Source organism: Streptomyces sp. NPDC030991, from assembly GCF_055571235.1.
This window is the reverse complement of sequence record NZ_JBVIFR010000007.1, coordinates 289698-307567: the sequence shown is the minus strand read 5'-3', so window position 1 is coordinate 307567 and position 17870 is coordinate 289698. Positions and strand designations below refer to the sequence as shown.

The window sequence follows — 17870 nt, the reverse complement described above, 5'->3', positions numbered from 1 at the left end:
TTTCCCGTGCTGTTCCTCGTAGCGGCCCTGCTGCTCCTGGGCTTCGCACTCGGCACCGTGGCCCACGCCCCGCTCTCCTTCACGCTGATCGCCGCCGCCGTCATCGCCGTATGGCTGGCCGTCTTCGCGGTCCGTGAACGCCACGGGCGCCGCCACCAGCACTGAGACCGGCAACAGCTCCACCAGGCTTCATCAGGTTTCATCAGCAAGGGGGTACCACCATGCAGCTCACCGCAACGGACCGGACGCAGGAGTCGACCCACGCGACGGAGACCGGGCCGGTCGGGACGACGGTGACACCGGGGACGTCGAAGACGGCAGGGAGGCCGGAGACGGCAGAGACGGTGGGCGCGACAGGGGCGTCTGCGGCGAAGGAGACGCCCGCGGCGAAGGAGACGCAGGGGGAGCGCGTCCGGCCCACCGGACGGCGGGACACCGACGGCATGGCCGTCGCCTCGTTCGTCCTCGGCCTCGTCGGCCTGCTCGTCCTGAACGTCTTCCTCGGCCCGGTCGCGATCGTCCTCGCCGGCCTCTCCCTGTGGCGCGGCACCGCGCGCCGCGGCCGCGCCCTGCTCGGCCTCGGCCTCGGAGTCGCCGACCTCGTCGTGCTCGCCGCATTCGTCGCCGCCGACGGCACGGCCTCCTGGAGCATCGCGGGCTGACGCCCGCGAAACCCCGCGCGTGGGAACGGGACCCCACGCGGCGGCCGAGGCGCTCCGGCGGGCTCGTAGAATCATGCCCACCATGGCCTACCTCGACCACGCCGCGACCACTCCGATGCTCCCGGAGGCGGTCGAGGTGATGACCGCCCACCTCGGCGTCACCGGCAACGCCTCCTCCCTGCACGCCGCGGGCCGCCGCGCCCGCCGCACCGTCGAGGAGTCCCGCGAGACCCTCGCCGCGTCCCTCGGCGCCCGCCCCAGCGAAGTCGTCCTGACCGCGGGCGGCACCGAAGCCGACAATCTCGCCGTCAAGGGCCTGTACTGGGCCCGGCGCGCCGCCGACCCGGCCCGCACCCGCGTCCTGACCAGCCCCGTCGAGCACCACGCCGTCCTCGACGCCGTGCACTGGCTCGCCGAGCACGAGGGCGCCACCGTCGAATACCTGCCCGTCGACTCCTACGGCCGGGTGCACGCCGACGCGCTGCGCGAGGCGATCGCCCGCCACCCGGACGACGTGGCCCTGGCCACCGTCATGTGGGCGAACAACGAGATCGGCACGATCATGCCCATCCGTGAACTCGCCGACGCGGCCCAGGAGTTCGACGTTCCGCTGCACGCCGACGCGGTGCAGGCCTATGGCCAGATCCCGGTCGACTTCGCCGCCTCGGGCCTCGCCGCGATGACGGTGTCGGGCCACAAGGTCGGCGGCCCCTACGGGATCGGCGCCCTCCTCCTCGGCCGCGAACACAGCCCCGTGCCCGTCCTGCACGGCGGCGGCCAAGAGCGCCACGTCCGCTCCGGCACGCTCGACGTACCGGCCGTCGCCGCCTTCGCCACGGCCGGCCGGATCGCCGCCGAGCGACGCGAGTGGTTCGACCGCGAGATCGGCGCCCTGCGCGACGAACTGGTCACGGCGGTCCGCACGGCCGTCCCCGAGGCGATCCTCGGCGGCGACCCGGCCCCCGGCGGCCGGCTCCCCGCCAACGCCCACTTCACCTTCCCCGGCTGCGAGGGCGACTCCCTCCTGCTGCTCCTGGACGCCCAGGGCATCGAGTGCTCGACGGGCTCCGCCTGTACTGCGGGCGTCGCCCAGCCCAGCCACGTCCTGCTCGCCACCGGCACCGACCCGGACCTGGCCCGCGGCACCCTGCGCTTCTCCCTGGGCCACACGTCGACGAAGGCGGACGTGGAAGCGGTGGCGGCGGCGATCGGCCCGGCGGTGGAACGAGCGCGCACGGCGGGCCTGACCTGACCCGTACTCGCCCTGACCTGGGCTGACCGGGGCTGACGTGTCGGCGGTCGTTCGTCTTCGGTCGCGGTCGGTCGGGGTCGGCCGGGGTCGGCTGGGGTCGGTCGTTCAGGCTCTGGCCGCGCCGGCCCGCCTGTGCGCCGCCCGCACCAGCCGCATGTACCGGTCCCAGTCCCAGTGCGGCCCGGGATCGGTGTGATCCGTCCCCGGCACCTCCACATGCCCTATGACGTGCTCGCGGTCCGGCGGGAAGTCGTAGCGCCGGCATATCGCCGCGGTCAGCCGGGCCGACGCCTCGTACATGGCCTCGGTGAAGTCCGACGGGCGGTCGACGAACCCCTCGTGCTCGATGCCGACACTGCGTTCGTTGTACTCCCGGTTGCCCGCGTGGAACGCGACGTCCAGCTCCCGGATCATCTGCGCTATGTGCCCGTCCTGGCGCACCACGTAGTGCGCGGCCGCGCCGTGCCACGGGTCCTTGAAGACCTTCAGGGTCCCCTGATAACTGCCCTGCGTGACATGGACCACGACCCGGTCGATCGTGTAGTCGGCGGGCCGGTCCGCCCGCCGCCAGTTCGCCGCGGCCGCCGCCACCCACTCCGCGCCCCGGAAATCCACGGCACCGGCCGCACGCGGCTTGTCGACACCCGGCACCTGCCACCACATGTGCGCGAGGTCGCTGCGCGCGAGCAGCCCCACGCCCACGGCCGACGCCACACCACCGATGACCAAGGTCCGCCGGCTGACCACCCGGTCCCCGTCCCGGCCGCCTTTCGCGGCCCCTTGCTTCCCCATCCGACGCCCCCCGTCATCCCCCGTCGTGCCCGTTCGAGATCCACAACGGATATCCGGGGGATTCCGTTCCCGGCGCCACGTACCCTGTTAGAGCTATGACTTCGCAGACTCCTCCGCAGACTCAGCAGCGCTCCGCCGCCTCCGAGAAGGTTCGCCCCCTTCGTGTGCTGGCCGCCATGTCCGGCGGGGTGGACTCCGCCGTGGCCGCGGCCCGCGCCGCGGAGGCCGGACACGACGTGACGGGCGTGCACCTCGCCCTCTCGGCGAACCCGCAGTCGTTCCGTACCGGTGCCCGCGGCTGTTGCACCATCGAGGACTCCCGCGACGCGCGCCGCGCGGCCGACGTCATCGGCATCCCGTTCTACGTCTGGGACCTGGCCGAACGTTTCCGCGAGGACGTGGTCGACGACTTCGTCGCCGAGTACGAGGCCGGGCGCACCCCGAACCCGTGCCTGCGCTGCAACGAGAAGATCAAGTTCGCGGCGCTCCTCGACAAGGCACTCGCCCTGGGCTTCGACGCGGTGTGCACGGGCCACTACGCGCAGGTCGTCGTGGACGCGAACGGCGTCCGTGAACTCCACCGCGCCTCCGACATGGCCAAGGACCAGTCCTACGTCCTCGGCGTCCTGGACGACCGGCAGCTCGCCCACGCGATGTTCCCGCTGGGCGACACGGTCACCACCAAGGAGGAGATCCGCGCGGAGGCGGAGCGCCGCGGCCTGGCCGTGGCGAAGAAGCCCGACTCGCACGACATCTGCTTCATCGCCGACGGTGACACGCAGGGCTTCCTGGCGTCCCGGCTGGGCAAGGCGGAGGGCGACATCGTCGACGAGTCCGGTGCGAAGGTGGGCACGCACGAAGGCGCGTACGGCTTCACCATCGGCCAGCGCAAGGGCCTGCGCATCGGCACCCCGGCCCCGGACGGCAAGCCCCGCTACGTCCTGGACATCTCCCCGGTGGACAACACGGTGACGGTCGGCCCGGTCGACGCGCTGGACGTGACGTCCCTGACGGCGATCAAGCCCCGCTGGTGCGGAGCGGCGCCCTCCGGGCCCGGCACGTACACGGCCCAGCTCCGCGCCCACGGCGGCGAGACGGAGGTGACGGCGGAGCTGGTCGCCGGCGAACTCCAGGTCACGTTCGCCGAGCCGGCGCGGGGGGTCGCGCCGGGCCAGGCGATCGTGCTCTATGACGGGACGCGGGTCGTGGGGTCGGCGACCATTGCTACGACGGCGCGGGTTGCCGAGAGAGTCTGACTCAGGGGCGGCGCCTGAGGGTGCTGAACCCGTAGATCACATTACCTACGCAGCCAGCGGTCAGTAGGGTGAGGATCACGGAAAATCGCCCGTCGGCGGCCAGAATGACGACAAACATCATCATGAAGGCTGCCATGCCAGTCATATAGATCAGTGCGCTGCGCTGCTGATGACTGCCGTAATCCGAGGGCTTGTTGGGGTCTTTGAGTTCCATTTTCCGCTCTGGTCGACGGGTCAGACGAGTTTGTTGTCGTAGCTACCACCTACGACCGGGAATTTCTTGAGTTCGTCGATGAAGAGTGCTGAAGCGACTCCCGCACCTGCGAGGGCACCGGTGAGTGCGATGAGGAGCTTGTCGTACTTTTTGACGATCTCCTCGTACTTCCTCACCATCTCTGTGATGCGTTCTGCGGTAAAAGCTGCGCCCACAAACGTTCCCAGGATGCCCACGCCTGACGCAGCCACAGCAGTCGAAGCGGCGGCAGAGACGGCAGCCTGCACGCCGAGGTCGCAGATTTGTGCGATCAGTCCTTTGGTGGTGTCTGCGAATGAGAACACTGCTGCCGCAATGTCGTGGTAGTGATCCCGCAGGGCGTGGAAGGAATCCCGAGCGGAGTCGAGCCGGGCCGCCATGTCGTGGAAGTACTTCCAGGCCGCGTCCGACGCGTTACCCCGCCATGTGGTTCCGAGCACCTCGTTCCCATGCCTGATGTTCTCTGCTACGTCGGCGCAGAAATTTCCCAGGCAGTCCCAGGCGTCCATGCAGTTGGCATAGCTCTGCCAATCGCCCGCCAGCTTGTTGGAGAAAAACCCGAGAATGTCCACGTCGAAAGCCATTTTCAGGCCTTCGTTGGCGAGGACGGACGGACTGCCGAGATCGAGCAGCGTTCCCACTGCTTTATTGGCGGGGGCAAACTCCAACTCGGCCAGATGCCCCTGGCCCCAACTGCCCGAACCACCCGGCGGCGTGAGACGGCCGGTGGCGTCGCGTACGTCTCGAAACGTTGCGGTCCCGCTGGGGCGAGGCCTGGGAATCCCTCTTGTCGTCTTCATTCCTGGGTAAGTCGCGTCGAGTTTGCGTGCCTGTTCCACGTCTACCGACTCGTACCATGTGGCTGTCTTCTTGAGCTCCCGATCGGAAGCTCCCAGGATCGTGTCGAAACGGCTCAACACTTCCTTGGCGTCACGCACATTTTGGTGGTGGCCGCCCAGGAGCTTGTTCCAGATCACCGCCGCACAACAGAAATCGATACTCGTGCTGCTCCGGAGGTAGGCCGTGGCGCTGCCGCAGTCGCCACTGGCCCGGTTGATCAGGCGTGCGTAACCGTTCAGATCGTCCGATTCGACGGCAAGAGTCATGACCGCCGCCCACCCTGCGCCCGCTCTTCCTTCAGGCAGGCCCGTTCATCCGATACTTGCCGTTCACCCTCCCGTGCGAGGGCGTACCGCTCGGAGTCGGACATGCGGTCCCAGCGCTGCTTGAAATCTTGCCCCTGCCCGATCACGGCCTCCGCATACGCGGGAATCCGCGTCGCCTCCCGCAACCCCACCCGCCCCGCGAGAACCTCCTGGGCCATCTCCTTCAGGACGGGGCCGGCGTCGCCGCGGCGGAACACTTCCATCGCCTTGCGGAGCAGGCGTTGCTCGACGGGGTCGTCGGTCAGATCCATGGGTGCGGCTCGGTCGAGCCGGTGAGGCGTCTCGGCGGTCACTACGTCTCCTCGGTGCGGTATCGCAGGGAGCGGCACAGTAGTGAGGGAGACAGCAGTGGGGGCCGCCTCGGCGGCGCGGGATCGGCGCGCGGGGCGAGCAGGACTCAAGGGGCCGTTGGCCAGTCCCCGTCGCGGCGGCTCATCCGATCGGGCGAGGCGTCAACTCGCGGCGGGCAGTGGTGAATTGCGGGGAAGGATCAACCCAGGACCCCAGGCCGTGGCGACCGGCGGGATTCAGCCCGGCGGGATTCAGCCCCGGCCCCCCAGATAATGGTGGAGCACCCCGGCCAGCTCCGTGCACCAGCGCGGAACCTGGGATCTGCGCCGCGCCCGCACCCGGCACTCGTAGACCGGGCCGTCGACCGTCACCGCGCTCACCGACAGGCCCGCGTCCAGCGGATGGAACTGGACGGTGCGCAGGCGGGACCAAGGGAGTTCGATACCGTGCGGGCCCTGCTCGAAGTGGACCCCCTCGGCGTCGACGACCAGCCCGTTGTGCTCGTCGGCCGCCACGAACTCGGGCCCGGAAGTCACCGGTGGCCCGAACATGGGCGGCGGCGCCCCGAACCCGCCCACCGGACCGCCCTGTTGCCCATGTCCCTGCGTCACGCCCACCGCTCCTAGCTGCTCCATAGAGGCCCGTTCGACCTCATCCCACCACCTCCACCTCGTAGAAGCACAAGTGCCCCTTGATGGCGGCCACGTCCGGCTTCGGTTCGGGGTACGACCAGACGAAGTCGGGCGCGTCCGGCAGCGACCAGTAGGAGGCCGTGCCCTTGAACGGGCAGTACGTCGTCGTGTCCGAGGGCGTCAGAAGGTCGACGGCGACGTCCTCACCCGGGAGGTAGTAGCGCACGGGACAGCCCGTCTCGCGCAACAGCAGCGGCCGCGTACTGTCGGCGACCACCTGCCCGTCGCGCACCACGCGCACCCGCTGCGAACCCTGCTCGATCGTGATCGTGTGTCCATCAGCCATACCGGGTTCAGCGCCGCGACGGCCCCGGTTCTTCCCCGATCGCCGAGCCGTACCGTGGACCCCATGAACATCTGTGTCTTCCTCTCCGCCGCCGACCTCGACGACCGCTACACCCGGCCCGCCCGCGAATTCGCCGAGCTGCTCGGCAGGGCCGGGCACACGCTGGTCTGGGGCGGTTCGGAGAGCGGGCTCATGAAGGTCGTCGCCGACGGGGTGCAGGAGGCCGGAGGGCGGCTCCTGGGGGTCTCCGTGGAGTTCCTCGCGGCCAAGGCGCGCGCCGTCGCCGCGCCCGACGAGATGGTCGTCGCCAAGGACCTCGCCGAGCGCAAGGCGCTGCTCCTGGCGAAGGCCGACGCCGTCGTGATCATGGTGGGCGGCACCGGGACGCTCGACGAGGCCACCGAGATCCTCGAACTGAAGAAGCACGGCAAGACCACCATGCCGGTCGTGCTGCTCAATTCGGCCGGATTCTACGACGGGCTCAAGGAGCAGTTCCGGCGCATGGAGGACGAGGGATTCCTGCCCGTTCCCCTCACCGACCTGGTGTTCTTCGCCGAGGAGCCGGTCGGCGCCCTGGCCTACCTTGAGGAGTCGCAGGGCATCGAGTAGTGCGACCATGGCGGCCATGACAGGCACAGCTACCCATGTGATCACCGGCGCCGGTTCAGGAATCGGTGCCGCCGTCGCCCGCCGTCTCCACGCGCGCGGGGACGAACTCTTCCTCCACGCGCGCGACGCGGGCCGCGCCAAGGAGCTCGCCGCGCAGTTCCCCGGGGCGAAGACGCTCGTCGGCGACCTCGCCGACCCCGACAAGCTGTCCTGGGCGTTCTCGCACCAGTCGCTGCCGGACCGGATCGACTCGCTGCTGCACATCGCGGGCGTCGTCGACCTCGGGCCGGTCGGAGAGCTCACCCCGAAGGCATGGCACCGCCAGCTCAACGTGAACCTCGTCGCCCCGGCCGAGCTGACCCGCCACTTCCTGCCCCAACTGCGCCTCGCCCAGGGCCACGTGATCTTCGTGAACTCCGGCTCCGGCCTCCACGCGGGCCCCGAGTGGTCCGCGTACGCCGCCTCCAAGCACGGCCTCAAGGCGCTGGCGGACTCGCTGCGCCAGGAGGAGCACGGCAACGGCGTGCGGGTGACGTCGGTCTACCCCGGCCGCACCGCCAGCGCCATGCAGGCCAAGGTGCACCAGCAGGAGGGCAAGGAGTACGACCCGTCGCGCTGGATCGACCCCGAGTCGATCGCCACCTCACTCCTGATGGCCCTCGACCTGCCGCGCGACGCGGAGGTCAACGACCTGACGGTCCGCCCCGGACGCTGAGGGGCGCCCTGGACGCTGAGGGGCGCCCGGGACGCTGACGGACGGCCCGCCGCCCGCGTTACGTACTCTTCCGGAGTGAGCGAAACGAGCGACTTCAAGTGGGGGCCGGCCACAGGCGTCGGTTCGATGCCCGGCGGCGATGCCCGAGAGGCCGCCAGGACCGTCACAGGGAGCTTCGAGGGCCCTGAACAGGGGATGCCGTTCCTCGCCGAGCTGCCCGCGCGCGGCCCCGGCGGGGACATGATCGGCCGGACCGCCGGGCTCCTCGTGGACCTCTACGCGCGCGTGGAGCCCAGCGGCTGGCGCCTCGGTGACCGGCCGGGCCGTGACACCAAGCGCGCCCGGTCGTGGCTGGGGGAGGACCTCGACGCGCTGGAGGAGTTCACGCAGGGGTACGAGGGCCCGCTCAAGGTGCAGGCCGTCGGACCGTGGACCCTCGCGGCGTCGATGGAGCTGCGGAACGGGCAGGTCGCCCTCTCCGACCCCGGCGCGTGCCGTGACCTCGCCGGGTCGCTCGCCGAAGGGCTGCGCGACCACCTCGCCGACGTCCACCGCCGCGTCCCGGGCGCCCGGCTCGTCCTCCAACTCGACGAGCCCTCCCTCGTCGGCGTCCTGCGCGGGCAGATCAGGACCGCCAGCGGATACCGCACCCACCGCGCCGTCGACCGCCAGATCGTCGAGGGCACCCTGCGGGACGTCATGGGGGTCCACGACGGCGGCCCCGTCGTCGTGCACTCCTGCGCCCCCGACGTGCCCTTCGCGCTGCTGCGCCGGGCCGGGGCCCACGCCGTCTCCTTCGACTTCTCCCTGCTCACGGAGCGTGACGACGAGACGATCGGTGAAGCCGTCGAGGGCGGCACCAAACTCTTCGCCGGTGTCGTGCCGGGCGTGGACGACCCGTTGTCAGACCCTGCCGGTAGCGTCATGGGTGTCAGGTCGTTGTGGCGCAGGCTGGGGCTGAATCCGGGTTCGCTGGCGGATGCGGTCGTGGTCACGCCGTCGTGCGGACTCGCGGGCGCTTCACCCGCGTACGCCCGCGCGGCGCTCGCCCACTGCGGCCGGGCGGCGAGATCACTCGCGGACAACCCTGAGTGACCGGGGACCGAAGGTAACGGGAGGACGAGACGGTGGCTGCCGGAGAGGCTGGAAAGGCCGGAAAGGCCGGAAAGGCTGACAAGGCCGAGAAGGTCGATGAGGCTGCGAAGGCCGGCAAGGCCGGACAGGCCGAGAGGATCGACCAGGTCGCGCGGCAGAGCGGCGTGCCCGCCGAGGCGCGGGACGAGCACGCCCGGCTGGCCGAGCAGATCGAGGAACACCGCTTCCGGTACTACGTGAAGGACGCGCCGGTCGTCTCCGACGCCGAGTTCGACAAGCTGCTGCGCTCCTTGGAGGCGCTGGAGGAGAAGCACCCGGAGCTGCGCACCCCGGACTCTCCGACGCAGAAGGTCGCGGTCGCCTACGAGACGGAGTTCACGTCGGTAGAGCACCGCGAGCGCATGCTCTCCCTCGACAACGCCTTCGACGACCTGGAGTTGGCGGCCTGGGCGGAGCGCGTCGCCAAGGACGTCGGCGGCCCCGGCTACCACCTGCTGTGCGAGCTCAAGGTGGACGGCCTCGCGGTCAACCTGACGTACGAGAACGGGCGGCTGACCCGCGCGGCCACCCGCGGCGACGGCCGCGTCGGCGAGGACATCACGCCCAACGTGCGCACCATCGCGGAGATCCCCCACCGCCTCCGGGGCGAGCGCATCCCCGCGCTCGTGGAGATCCGCGGCGAGGTCTTCTTCCCCATGGAGAAGTTCGAGGAGCTGAACGCACGCCTTGTGGAGGCCGGCGACAAACCCTTCGCCAACCCGCGAAACGCGGCGGCGGGTTCACTGCGCCAGAAGGACCCGCGCGTCACCGCGAGCCGTCCGCTGCACATGGTCGTCCACGGCATCGGCGCCCGCGAGGGCTTCGACATCGACCGGCTGTCGGAGGCGTACGACCTGCTCCACGAGTGGGGCCTGCCCACCGCCAAGCACAACAAGGTCGTGGACGACCTCGACGGCGTCCGGGCGTTCATCGCGTACTACGGCGAGAACCGCCACTCCGTGGAGCACGAGATCGACGGCGTCGTCATCAAGCTCGACGAGATCCGCCTCCAGGGCCGCCTCGGCTCCACCGCCCGCGCCCCGCGCTGGGCCATCGCCTGGAAGTTCCCGCCCGAAGAGGTCAACACCAAGCTGGTCAACATCCGCGTGAGCGTGGGCCGCACGGGCAGGGCCACGCCGTACGCGCAGGTGGAGCCGGTGACGGTGGCGGGCTCCGAGGTCGAGTTCGCGACGCTGCACAACCAGGAGGTCGTGAAGAAGAAGGGCGTCCTGATCGGCGACACCGTCGTCATCCGCAAGGCCGGTGACGTGATCCCCGAGATTCTCGGGCCCGTCGCCGACCTGCGCGACGGCAGCGAGCGGGAGTTCGTGATGCCCGCCGAGTGCCCCGAGTGCTCCACACCGCTGCGGGCCATGAAGGAGGGGGACATCGACCTGCGGTGCCCCAACGCCCGTGGGTGCCCCGCCCAGTTGCGCGGGCGTCTCTTCTACCTCGGTGGCCGCGAGTGCCTGGACATCGAGAACTTCGGACAGGTCGCCGCCGCCGCGCTCACCGCCCCGCTGGAGCCGCCGGAGCCGCCCGTCGTCGACGAGGGCGACCTGTTCGGCCTCTCCATGGAGCAGTTGCTGCCCATCAAGGCGTACGTCCTCGACCCGGACAGCGGCCTGCCCAAGCGCGACCCGAAGACCGGCGAGGACAAGGTCGTCACCGTCTTCGCCAACCAGAAGGGCGAGCCGAAGAAGAACGCGGTCGCGATGCTGGAGAACATCGCGGCGGCCAAGGACCGCCCGCTGGCCCGCTTCCTCAACGGGCTCTCGATCCGGCACGTCGGCCCGGTCGCGGCCCAGGCGCTCGCCCGTGAGTTCCGCTCCATCGACCGCATCGACCAGGCCACCGAGGAGGAGCTCGCCGCCACCGACGGCGTCGGCGGGATCATCGCCGCCTCCGTGAAGCAGTGGTTCGCCGAGGACTGGCACCGCGAGATCCTGCGCAAGTGGCGCGAGGCCGGCGTGCGCACGGAGGAGGAGGGCGCGGGCGAGGACGAGGGGCCGCGCCCCCTCGAAGGACTCACCGTCGTCGTCACCGGGACGCTGCAGAACTTCACGCGGGACGGCGCGAAGGAGGCACTGCAGAGCAGAGGCGCGAAAGTGACCGGTTCCGTTTCCAAGAAGACGTCCTTCGTCGTCGTCGGGGAGAACCCGGGATCGAAGTACGACAAGGCCATGCAGGTGAAGGTTCCGGTTCTGGACGAGGACGGATTCGCCGTCCTGCTCGACCAGGGGCCGGAAGCCGCCGCCGAAGTGGCACTTCCCGCCGAAGAACCGAACCCGGAGTAGCGGTTGAAGGCCACCCGTTCGGCGCATACCAGATGCATACGGGTGGCCAGGTCGCATTCGGGCAACAGTGCGCGGGCGCGGCCGTCTGGTGCCCGTGGAAGCCTTCTGCGGCCTACTGTTGAGTGTGTGCGCCTGCCGTGTCCTGCTGCGGATGGGGCAGATCCCCTGGTACTCGGAAAGCCGGGGGAGCGGGCAGTGGACGTGGGCACCGCCGGCTGTGAGAGGGACGGGAATGGAACCGACCGAGAGCGCTGCCCCGAACTCACGGCTGCGTCCGCGCCGACGCGCGCGGCGCGGGACGGCGCACGGCGGCGGGGGCGACAGCAACGAGAGCGGTCGCGGGGAGAACGAGCGCGGTGATGTGGTGAACTGGCGCAATTGGTGGCGTGACGCGGGGCGCGGCTTCCTCCGCCCCGGCGGGGACCGGGCCCGGACGGACTCCGGCAGGGCCCGCGGACCCGGCGGCCCCGAGGCCCCGGCGGCCGGGTCCTGCCCCGCCGGCCCGGCCGTGCCGGGCGATGAGGATCACCCGGTAGGCCCATGGACCATGACCGGATCGGCGCCGCGGACCCTGGTGAGCGGCGACATGCCGTCCGCCCCACCGCCCTCCGGCGGCCACGTCGGCGTGGCCGTCCCGGCCAGGAACGAGCTCACGGGACAGCCCGACACCACCTCCAGGGCCGCGGCGCTGTCGCTGCTGCCCGGCGCGATCGTCACGCTCGCCGCGGTCGTCCTCGGCGCCGGGTTCTACCGGGCCTTCGCCGGCCACCACGCGCTCTTCCCGTCCGGCACGGTCGGCTGGTCCCTCGCCGTCCTGACCGGCCTCATCGTCGGCCACCTCGTCGCGCTCGGCCGCGACCGCTGGTGGGGCGGCACCGGCTCGGGCGCCGCCCTCACACTCGCCGTGCTGCTCCTGTTCGGCTGGGTGCCCGCCGGAATGGTCAGCCTCACCGTCGTCGTCCTGGTCGGCGTCGCCCGCCGCCACCGCTGGCGCCAAGGCGTGCTGCACGGCGCGATCGACATCCTCGGGATCGGCGCGGGCGCCCTCGTACTGGCCGCGTTCGGCCGCGTACCGTCCGTCGAGACCCCGTGGGAACCGGAGACCTGGAGCTTCGCCGCCGTCCCCGAGATCGTGCTCGTAGCGGCCGCGTACTTACTGATCACCCGCGCCCTGCTCTGGTACGTCCACGCGCCGCGCCCCTCCGGCCTGCCGACGGTGGCGCGGACGGCGCTCATGCGGCAGGGCCTGGTCGGGGTCGCGCTGCTCGGCATCGCCCCGCTGGTCTGCGTCGTCGCGATCGCCCTGCCGGTGCTGCTGCCGCTCTTCGCGATCCCGCTGGTCGCGCTCGACTCGACGCTGTGGATCGCCCGGGCCAGGGCCGAGGAGCAGTTGCGCGACCCCCTCACCGGACTGCCCAACCGGCAGTGGCTCCTGGAGCGCACCTGGATGGCGCTCGACGACGCGGAGCGGATCGGGGCGCGCAGCGCGCTGCTGCTGATCGACCTCGACCGGTTCCGCTCGGTCAACGACACGCTGGGCCACCTCGCCGGTGACCGGCTCCTGCTGCAGATCGCGGATCGGCTCAGAGCCGCCCTGCCGCGCGGGGCGGAGGCCGCGCGGATCGGCGGCGACGAGTTCGCCGTGCTGCTGCCGGTCGCCGACTCCACGACATCCGCCTCGCGCATCGCCCGCAACCTCATCGCCGCGCTCGGCTCACCGCTCGACCTGGACGGGCTGACGCTGGTCCTGGAGGCCAGCGCCGGGCTCGCCGTCTTCCCCGACCACGCGCTCGACGCGGAAGGGCTGCTGCGCCGCGCCGACGTCGCCATGTACCAGGCCAAGCGGGACCGCAGCGGCGTGGAGGTCTACGAGTCGAAGCGGGACTCCAACACCCCCGACCGGCTCGGCCTGTTGGGTGATCTGCGGCTCGCCCTCGACGCCGGGGACGTGGAGCTGCACTACCAGCCGAAGGTGCGGTTCGACGGCCAGGTGGCCGGTCTTGAGGCGCTCGTACGGTGGGCTCACCCGGAGCGCGGGAAGGTTCCGCCGGACGAGTTCATCGCCATCGCCGAATCGTCCGGGCTCATGCCGCACCTGACCGAGTACGTCCTGGACACCGCACTCGCCCAGGTCGCGCGGTGGCGTGCGCAGGGGCTGTACGTGCCGGTCGCGGTGAACGTGTCGCCGCGGGACGTGCACACCCCGGGGTTCGCGGGCGCCGTCGCCGCGCGGCTCGCGCGCCACGGGGTCCCGGCCGGCTCCCTGCAGTTGGAGATAACGGAGCACGTGCTCCTGGAGGACCCGCAGCGGGCCGCCGACACCCTCGCCGGGCTGACCGGCCACGGCGTGAAGATGTCCCTGGACGACTTCGGCACCGGCTACTCCTCCCTCGTCCACCTGCGGCGGCTGCCGGTGAGCGAGCTGAAGATCGACCGCTCGTTCGTGGCCCGGCTCGCCGTGGACAACGAGGACGCGGAGATCGTGCGCTGCACCGTCGACCTGGCCCACTCGCTGGGGCTGCTGGTCGTGGCCGAGGGCGTCGAGGACGACGAGACGTGGGAGCGGTTGCGCGACCTCGGCTGTGACGCCGTGCAGGGCTGGCTCGTCGCCGCCGCGATGCCGCCGGACGAGACGACCGCCTGGCTGCGCGCCCGTGGTTCCCGAGGCTGGCAGCGCGAGTCGGCCGCCCTGCCCGCGGTCACCGGGGACGAGCCGCGGCCCCTGAACTGACGGCCGGACCGGGCCCGGCACCGGGCACGGCCTCGGGCCCCATAGGATTGAGGCCAAACCACACACTCCCACCCAGAGGATCGCTGCATGCCTGGCATCACGCGCGAGGAGGTCGCCCACCTCGCCCGGCTGGCGCGTCTGGAGCTGAAGCCCGAAGAGCTCGACCACTTCGCGGGCCAGCTCGACGACATCATCGGCGCGGTCGCCCGCGTCAGCGAGGTCGCCGACCAAGACGTACCCCCGACCTCCCACCCGCTGCCGCTGACGAACGTCATGCGCGCGGACGAGGTCCGTCCGTCGCTCACCCCCGAGCAGGCGCTCTCCGGCGCCCCGGCCCAGGAGCAGCGGCGTTTCAAGGTGCCGCAGATCCTGGGGGAGGACTAAGAAGTCATGACGGACCACATCACCATCATCAAGCTCACCGCAGCCGAGACCGCCGCGAAGATCGCCTCGGGCGAGCTCACGGCCGTCGAGGTCACCGAGGCCCACCTGGCCCGCATCGAGGCCGTCGACGAGAAGGTCCACGCCTTCCTGCACGTCGACCGCGAGGGCGCTCTCGCGCAGGCCCGCGCCGTCGACGAGAAGCGCGCCAAGGGCGAGAAGCTCGGCCCGCTGGCCGGCGTCCCGCTCGCGCTGAAGGACATCTTCACCACCGAGGGCGTGCCCACCACGGTCGGCTCCAAGATCCTCGAAGGCTGGATCCCGCCGTACGACGCCACGGTCACCAAGAGGCTGAAGGCCGCCGACGTCGTCATCCTCGGCAAGACCAACATGGACGAGTTCGCCATGGGGTCCTCGACGGAGAACAGCGCGTACGGCCCGACCGGCAACCCCTGGGACCTCACCCGGATCCCCGGCGGCTCCGGCGGCGGCTCGTCCGCCGCGCTCGCCGCCTTCGAGGCCCCGCTCGCCATCGGCACGGACACCGGTGGCTCGATCCGCCAGCCCGCCGCCGTCACCGGCACCGTCGGCGTCAAGCCCACGTACGGCGGCGTCTCGCGCTACGGCATGGTCGCCTTCTCGTCCTCCCTGGACCAGGGCGGCCCGTGCGCGCGCACCGTCCTCGACGCGGCGCTGCTGCACGAGGTCATCGCCGGGCACGACCCGCTCGACTCGACGTCCATCGACGCCCCGGTGCCGCCGGTCGTCGAGGCCGCCCGCAACGGCAGCGTCCAGGGCATGCGCGTCGGCGTCGTCAAGCAGTTCCGCGGCGAGGGCTACCAGGCCGGTGTCGTGCAGCGCTTCGACGAGTCCGTCGAGCTGCTGAGGTCGCTCGGCGCCGAGATCGTCGAGCTGGACTGCCCCACCTTCGACCTGGCGCTCTCCGCGTACTACCTGATCGCGCCGTCCGAGTGCTCCTCGAACCTCGCCCGGTTCGACGCCATGCGCTACGGCCTGCGCGTCGGTGACGACGGCACGCACTCCGCCGAGGAGGTCACCGCCCTCACCCGCGAGGCCGGTTTCGGCGACGAGGTCAAGCGCCGCATCATCCTGGGCACGTACGCGCTGAGCTCCGGCTACTACGACGCGTACTACGGCAGCGCCCAGAAGGTCCGCACCCTCATCACCCGCGAGTTCGAGACCGCGTTCGAAAGCGTGGACGTCATCGTCTCGCCGACGACGCCGACCACCGCCTTCCCGATCGGCGAGCGCGCCGACGACCCGATGGCGATGTACCTCGCGGACCTGTGCACCATCCCGACCAACCTGGCCGGCAACGCCGCCATGTCGCTCCCCTGCGGCCTGGCGCCCGAGGACGGCCTGCCGGTCGGCCTGCAGATCATCGCCCCCGCCATGAAGGACGACCGCCTGTACAAGGTGGGCGCTGCCGTTGAGGCCGCCTTCGTGGAAAAGTGGGGTCACCCGCTGCTCGAGGAGGCTCCGTCGCTGTGAGTGCCATGGCAAAGAAGGCCAAGAACTTCAAGAAGTCCAAGACCGGCGTGTACGTGTCGGCCGCCAGCACCGCCTTCGGCGCGATCAGCGTCGCGAAGCAGGCGAAGCTGGCCCGCAACGACAACGACACCCTGCGGCTGATCGACGCCGCCGTGTCCGCCGCCGCCATCGTCACCGGCCTGGCGATCCTCTACCGGGAGCTCAAGCGCCTGGGCGACGACGACGTCCTGCTGGGCTGAGAGGGATAGTTTCACCGTGACTGCCACCACTCCCGAGCTGCTCTCGTACGAGGACGCGCTCGCGTCGTACGACCCGGTCATGGGCCTCGAGGTCCATGTCGAACTCGGCACCAGGACGAAGATGTTCTGCGGCTGCTCCACCGAGCTGAAGCAGGACGCCAACAGCCAGACCTGCCCGACCTGTCTCGGCCTGCCCGGCGCGCTGCCGGTCGTCAACGAGATCGGCGTCGAGTCCGCCATCAAGATCGGCCTCGCGCTCCACTGCGAGATCGCCGAATGGTGCAGGTTCGCCCGGAAGAACTACTTCTATCCGGACATGCCGAAGAACTTCCAGACCTCCCAGTACGACGAGCCCATCGCCTTCAACGGCTACCTCGACGTGCAGCTGGAGGACGGCGAGGTCTTCCGCGTGGAGATCGAGCGCGCCCACATGGAGGAGGACACCGGCAAGTCGACGCACGTCGGCGGTGCCACCGGCCGCATCCACGGCGCCTCGCACTCGCTGCTCGACTACAACCGGGCCGGCATCCCGCTCATCGAGATCGTCACCAAGCCGATCGAGGGCGCCGGCGAGCGGGCCCCCGAGGTGGCGAAGGCGTACGTCGCCGAGCTGCGCGAGGTCATCAAGGCGCTCGACGTCTCCGAGGCCCGCATGGACAAGGGCCAGATGCGCTGCGACGTGAACCTCTCCCTGCGGCCCCACGGCCGCGCAAAGTTCGGTACGCGCTCCGAGACGAAGAACGTCAACTCGCTGCGTTCCGTGGAGCGCGCCGCGCGCTACGAGATCCAGCGCCACGCCGCCGTGCTGTCCTCGGGCGGCACGATCGTGCAGGAGACCCGTCACTTCCACGAGGAGGACGGCTCCACCACGTCGGGCCGCATCAAGGACAACGCCGAGGACTACCGGTACTTCCCGGAGCCCGACCTGGTGCCCGTCGCCCCGTCCCGCGAGTGGGTCGAGGCGCTCCGCTCCGAGCTGCCGGAGCTGCCGCTCGCGCAGCGCAACCGGCTGATCGAGGAGTGGGGCGTCACCGCCCACGACATGCAGTCGATCCGCAACGCCGGTGCCATCGGCCCGATCGTCGCCACGATCAACGCCGGTGCCGACGCGGCCTCCGCCCGCAAGTGGTGGATGGGCGAGCTGGCGCGCGCCGCCAACGAGGACGGCGTCGAGCTCGGCGCGCTGCCCATCACGCCCGAGCAGGTGGCACGCGTCTCCGAGCTCGTCGCGAAGGGCGACCTGAACGACAAGCTGGCCCGCCAGGTCATTGACGGCGTCCTCAAGGGCGAGGGCACGCCGGACGAGGTCGTCGAGAAGCGCGGCCTGAAGGTCGTCTCCGACGAGGGCGCGCTGAACACCGCCGTGGACGAGGCGATCGCCGGGAACCCGGGCGTCGCCGACAAGATCCGCGGCGGCAAGGTCGCCGCCGCCGGTGCCCTCGTGGGCGCCGTGATGAAGGCGACCCGGGGTCAGGCCGACGCGGCACGCGTCAAGGAGCTGATCCTGGAGAAGCTCGGAGTCTCCGACAGCTGAGCCGTTCTGGGCGGCGGCGCACCGGTTGGCTGGTGTGCCGCCGCCCGCTTGTGTCCCTGTCACGGGGC

General features: G+C 70.9%; 19 protein-coding genes. 13 read left to right on the top strand and 6 right to left on the bottom strand.

Features of this window, described 5'->3' with window-relative positions; translation table 11 throughout:
* Window positions 1-6 precede the first annotated feature (6 nt).
* From ACZ45E_RS16360 to ACZ45E_RS16350, 3 genes are all read left to right on the top strand, one after another.
* Window positions 7-165 carry a hypothetical protein gene (locus ACZ45E_RS16360; protein WP_468221291.1) on the top strand — a complete coding sequence of 53 codons (159 nt, stop codon included), beginning with the start codon at window positions 7-9 and terminating at the stop codon, window positions 163-165.
* Between the two features lie 278 nt (window positions 166-443).
* Window positions 444-662: a DUF4190 domain-containing protein gene (locus tag ACZ45E_RS16355; protein ID WP_468221452.1), complete on the top strand. Its 219-nt coding sequence runs from the start codon at window positions 444-446 to the stop codon at window positions 660-662.
* Between the two features lie 82 nt (window positions 663-744).
* Window positions 745-1914: a cysteine desulfurase family protein gene (locus ACZ45E_RS16350; protein ID WP_468221451.1), complete on the top strand. Its 1170-nt coding sequence runs from the start codon at window positions 745-747 to the stop codon at window positions 1912-1914.
* Between the two features lie 105 nt (window positions 1915-2019).
* On the opposite strand, the gene ACZ45E_RS16345 is transcribed toward ACZ45E_RS16350, so the two are convergent.
* Window positions 2020-2706, bottom strand: a complete 687-nt coding sequence (locus tag ACZ45E_RS16345) for an N-acetylmuramoyl-L-alanine amidase (protein WP_468221289.1) — start codon at window positions 2704-2706, stop codon at window positions 2020-2022.
* A gap of 95 nt (window positions 2707-2801) precedes the next feature.
* On the opposite strand from ACZ45E_RS16345, the gene mnmA reads away from it, so the two are divergent.
* Window positions 2802-3962 (top strand): tRNA 2-thiouridine(34) synthase MnmA, encoded by a 1161-nt coding sequence (mnmA, locus tag ACZ45E_RS16340; RefSeq protein ID WP_468221287.1) that lies wholly within the window; start codon window positions 2802-2804, stop codon window positions 3960-3962.
* 1 nt (window position 3963) lies between these two features.
* Here mnmA and ACZ45E_RS16335 read toward each other — a convergent pair whose 3' ends face one another.
* The 5 genes from ACZ45E_RS16335 to ACZ45E_RS16315 all read right to left on the bottom strand — a co-directional run bounded on the left by ACZ45E_RS16335 (window position 3964) and on the right by ACZ45E_RS16315 (window position 6650).
* A complete protein-coding gene (locus ACZ45E_RS16335) occupies window positions 3964-4176 on the bottom strand; it encodes a hypothetical protein (protein ID WP_468221285.1) in 213 nt (70 codons plus the stop codon).
* Window positions 4177-4196: 20 nt separating this feature from the next.
* Window positions 4197-5321: a hypothetical protein gene (locus tag ACZ45E_RS16330; protein ID WP_468221283.1), complete on the bottom strand. Its 1125-nt coding sequence runs from the start codon at window positions 5319-5321 to the stop codon at window positions 4197-4199.
* Window positions 5318-5674, bottom strand: a complete 357-nt coding sequence (locus tag ACZ45E_RS16325; protein WP_468221281.1) for a hypothetical protein — start codon at window positions 5672-5674, stop codon at window positions 5318-5320. The genes ACZ45E_RS16330 and ACZ45E_RS16325 overlap by 4 nt, the downstream gene beginning before the upstream one ends.
* A 249-nt stretch (window positions 5675-5923) precedes the next feature.
* Window positions 5924-6283, bottom strand: a complete 360-nt coding sequence (locus ACZ45E_RS16320) for a hypothetical protein (protein WP_468221278.1) — start codon at window positions 6281-6283, stop codon at window positions 5924-5926.
* Window positions 6284-6323: 40 nt separating this feature from the next.
* Window positions 6324-6650 (bottom strand): DUF427 domain-containing protein, encoded by a 327-nt coding sequence (locus ACZ45E_RS16315; protein ID WP_468221276.1) that lies wholly within the window; start codon window positions 6648-6650, stop codon window positions 6324-6326.
* Window positions 6651-6713: 63 nt separating this feature from the next.
* Here ACZ45E_RS16315 and ACZ45E_RS16310 point away from each other — a divergent pair, with 63 nt between their 5' ends.
* The 9 genes from ACZ45E_RS16310 (at window position 6714) to gatB (ending at window position 17802) form a co-directional block, all read left to right on the top strand.
* Entirely contained in the window at window positions 6714-7259 is a 546-nt protein-coding gene (locus tag ACZ45E_RS16310) for an LOG family protein (protein WP_468221273.1), read from the top strand.
* Between the two features lie 16 nt (window positions 7260-7275).
* Window positions 7276-7974 carry an SDR family oxidoreductase gene (locus ACZ45E_RS16305; RefSeq protein ID WP_468221270.1) on the top strand — a complete coding sequence of 233 codons (699 nt, stop codon included), beginning with the start codon at window positions 7276-7278 and terminating at the stop codon, window positions 7972-7974.
* 75 nt (window positions 7975-8049) lie between these two features.
* The gene (locus ACZ45E_RS16300; RefSeq protein WP_468221267.1) at window positions 8050-9069 is read left to right on the top strand and encodes a methionine synthase; all 1020 of its coding nucleotides are present in this window, start codon (window positions 8050-8052) and stop codon (window positions 9067-9069) included.
* A 137-nt stretch (window positions 9070-9206) separates the two neighbouring features.
* Window positions 9207-11405: an NAD-dependent DNA ligase LigA gene (ligA, locus tag ACZ45E_RS16295; protein ID WP_468221448.1), complete on the top strand. Its 2199-nt coding sequence runs from the start codon at window positions 9207-9209 to the stop codon at window positions 11403-11405.
* Between the two features lie 232 nt (window positions 11406-11637).
* A complete protein-coding gene (locus tag ACZ45E_RS16290; RefSeq protein ID WP_468221265.1) occupies window positions 11638-14136 on the top strand; it encodes a putative bifunctional diguanylate cyclase/phosphodiesterase in 2499 nt (832 codons plus the stop codon).
* A gap of 87 nt (window positions 14137-14223) precedes the next feature.
* Window positions 14224-14520 (top strand): Asp-tRNA(Asn)/Glu-tRNA(Gln) amidotransferase subunit GatC, encoded by a 297-nt coding sequence (gene gatC, locus ACZ45E_RS16285; RefSeq protein ID WP_007505297.1) that lies wholly within the window; start codon window positions 14224-14226, stop codon window positions 14518-14520.
* Between the two features lie 6 nt (window positions 14521-14526).
* A complete protein-coding gene (gene gatA / locus ACZ45E_RS16280; protein ID WP_468221261.1) occupies window positions 14527-16029 on the top strand; it encodes an Asp-tRNA(Asn)/Glu-tRNA(Gln) amidotransferase subunit GatA in 1503 nt (500 codons plus the stop codon).
* Window positions 16030-16034: 5 nt separating this feature from the next.
* On the top strand, window positions 16035-16268 hold the full coding sequence (locus ACZ45E_RS16275) for a hypothetical protein (RefSeq protein WP_468221446.1): 234 nt from the start codon (window positions 16035-16037) through the stop codon (window positions 16266-16268).
* A 16-nt stretch (window positions 16269-16284) separates the two neighbouring features.
* Window positions 16285-17802 carry an Asp-tRNA(Asn)/Glu-tRNA(Gln) amidotransferase subunit GatB gene (gene gatB / locus ACZ45E_RS16270; RefSeq protein WP_468221259.1) on the top strand — a complete coding sequence of 506 codons (1518 nt, stop codon included), beginning with the start codon at window positions 16285-16287 and terminating at the stop codon, window positions 17800-17802.
* Window positions 17803-17870: the final 68 nt, after the last annotated feature.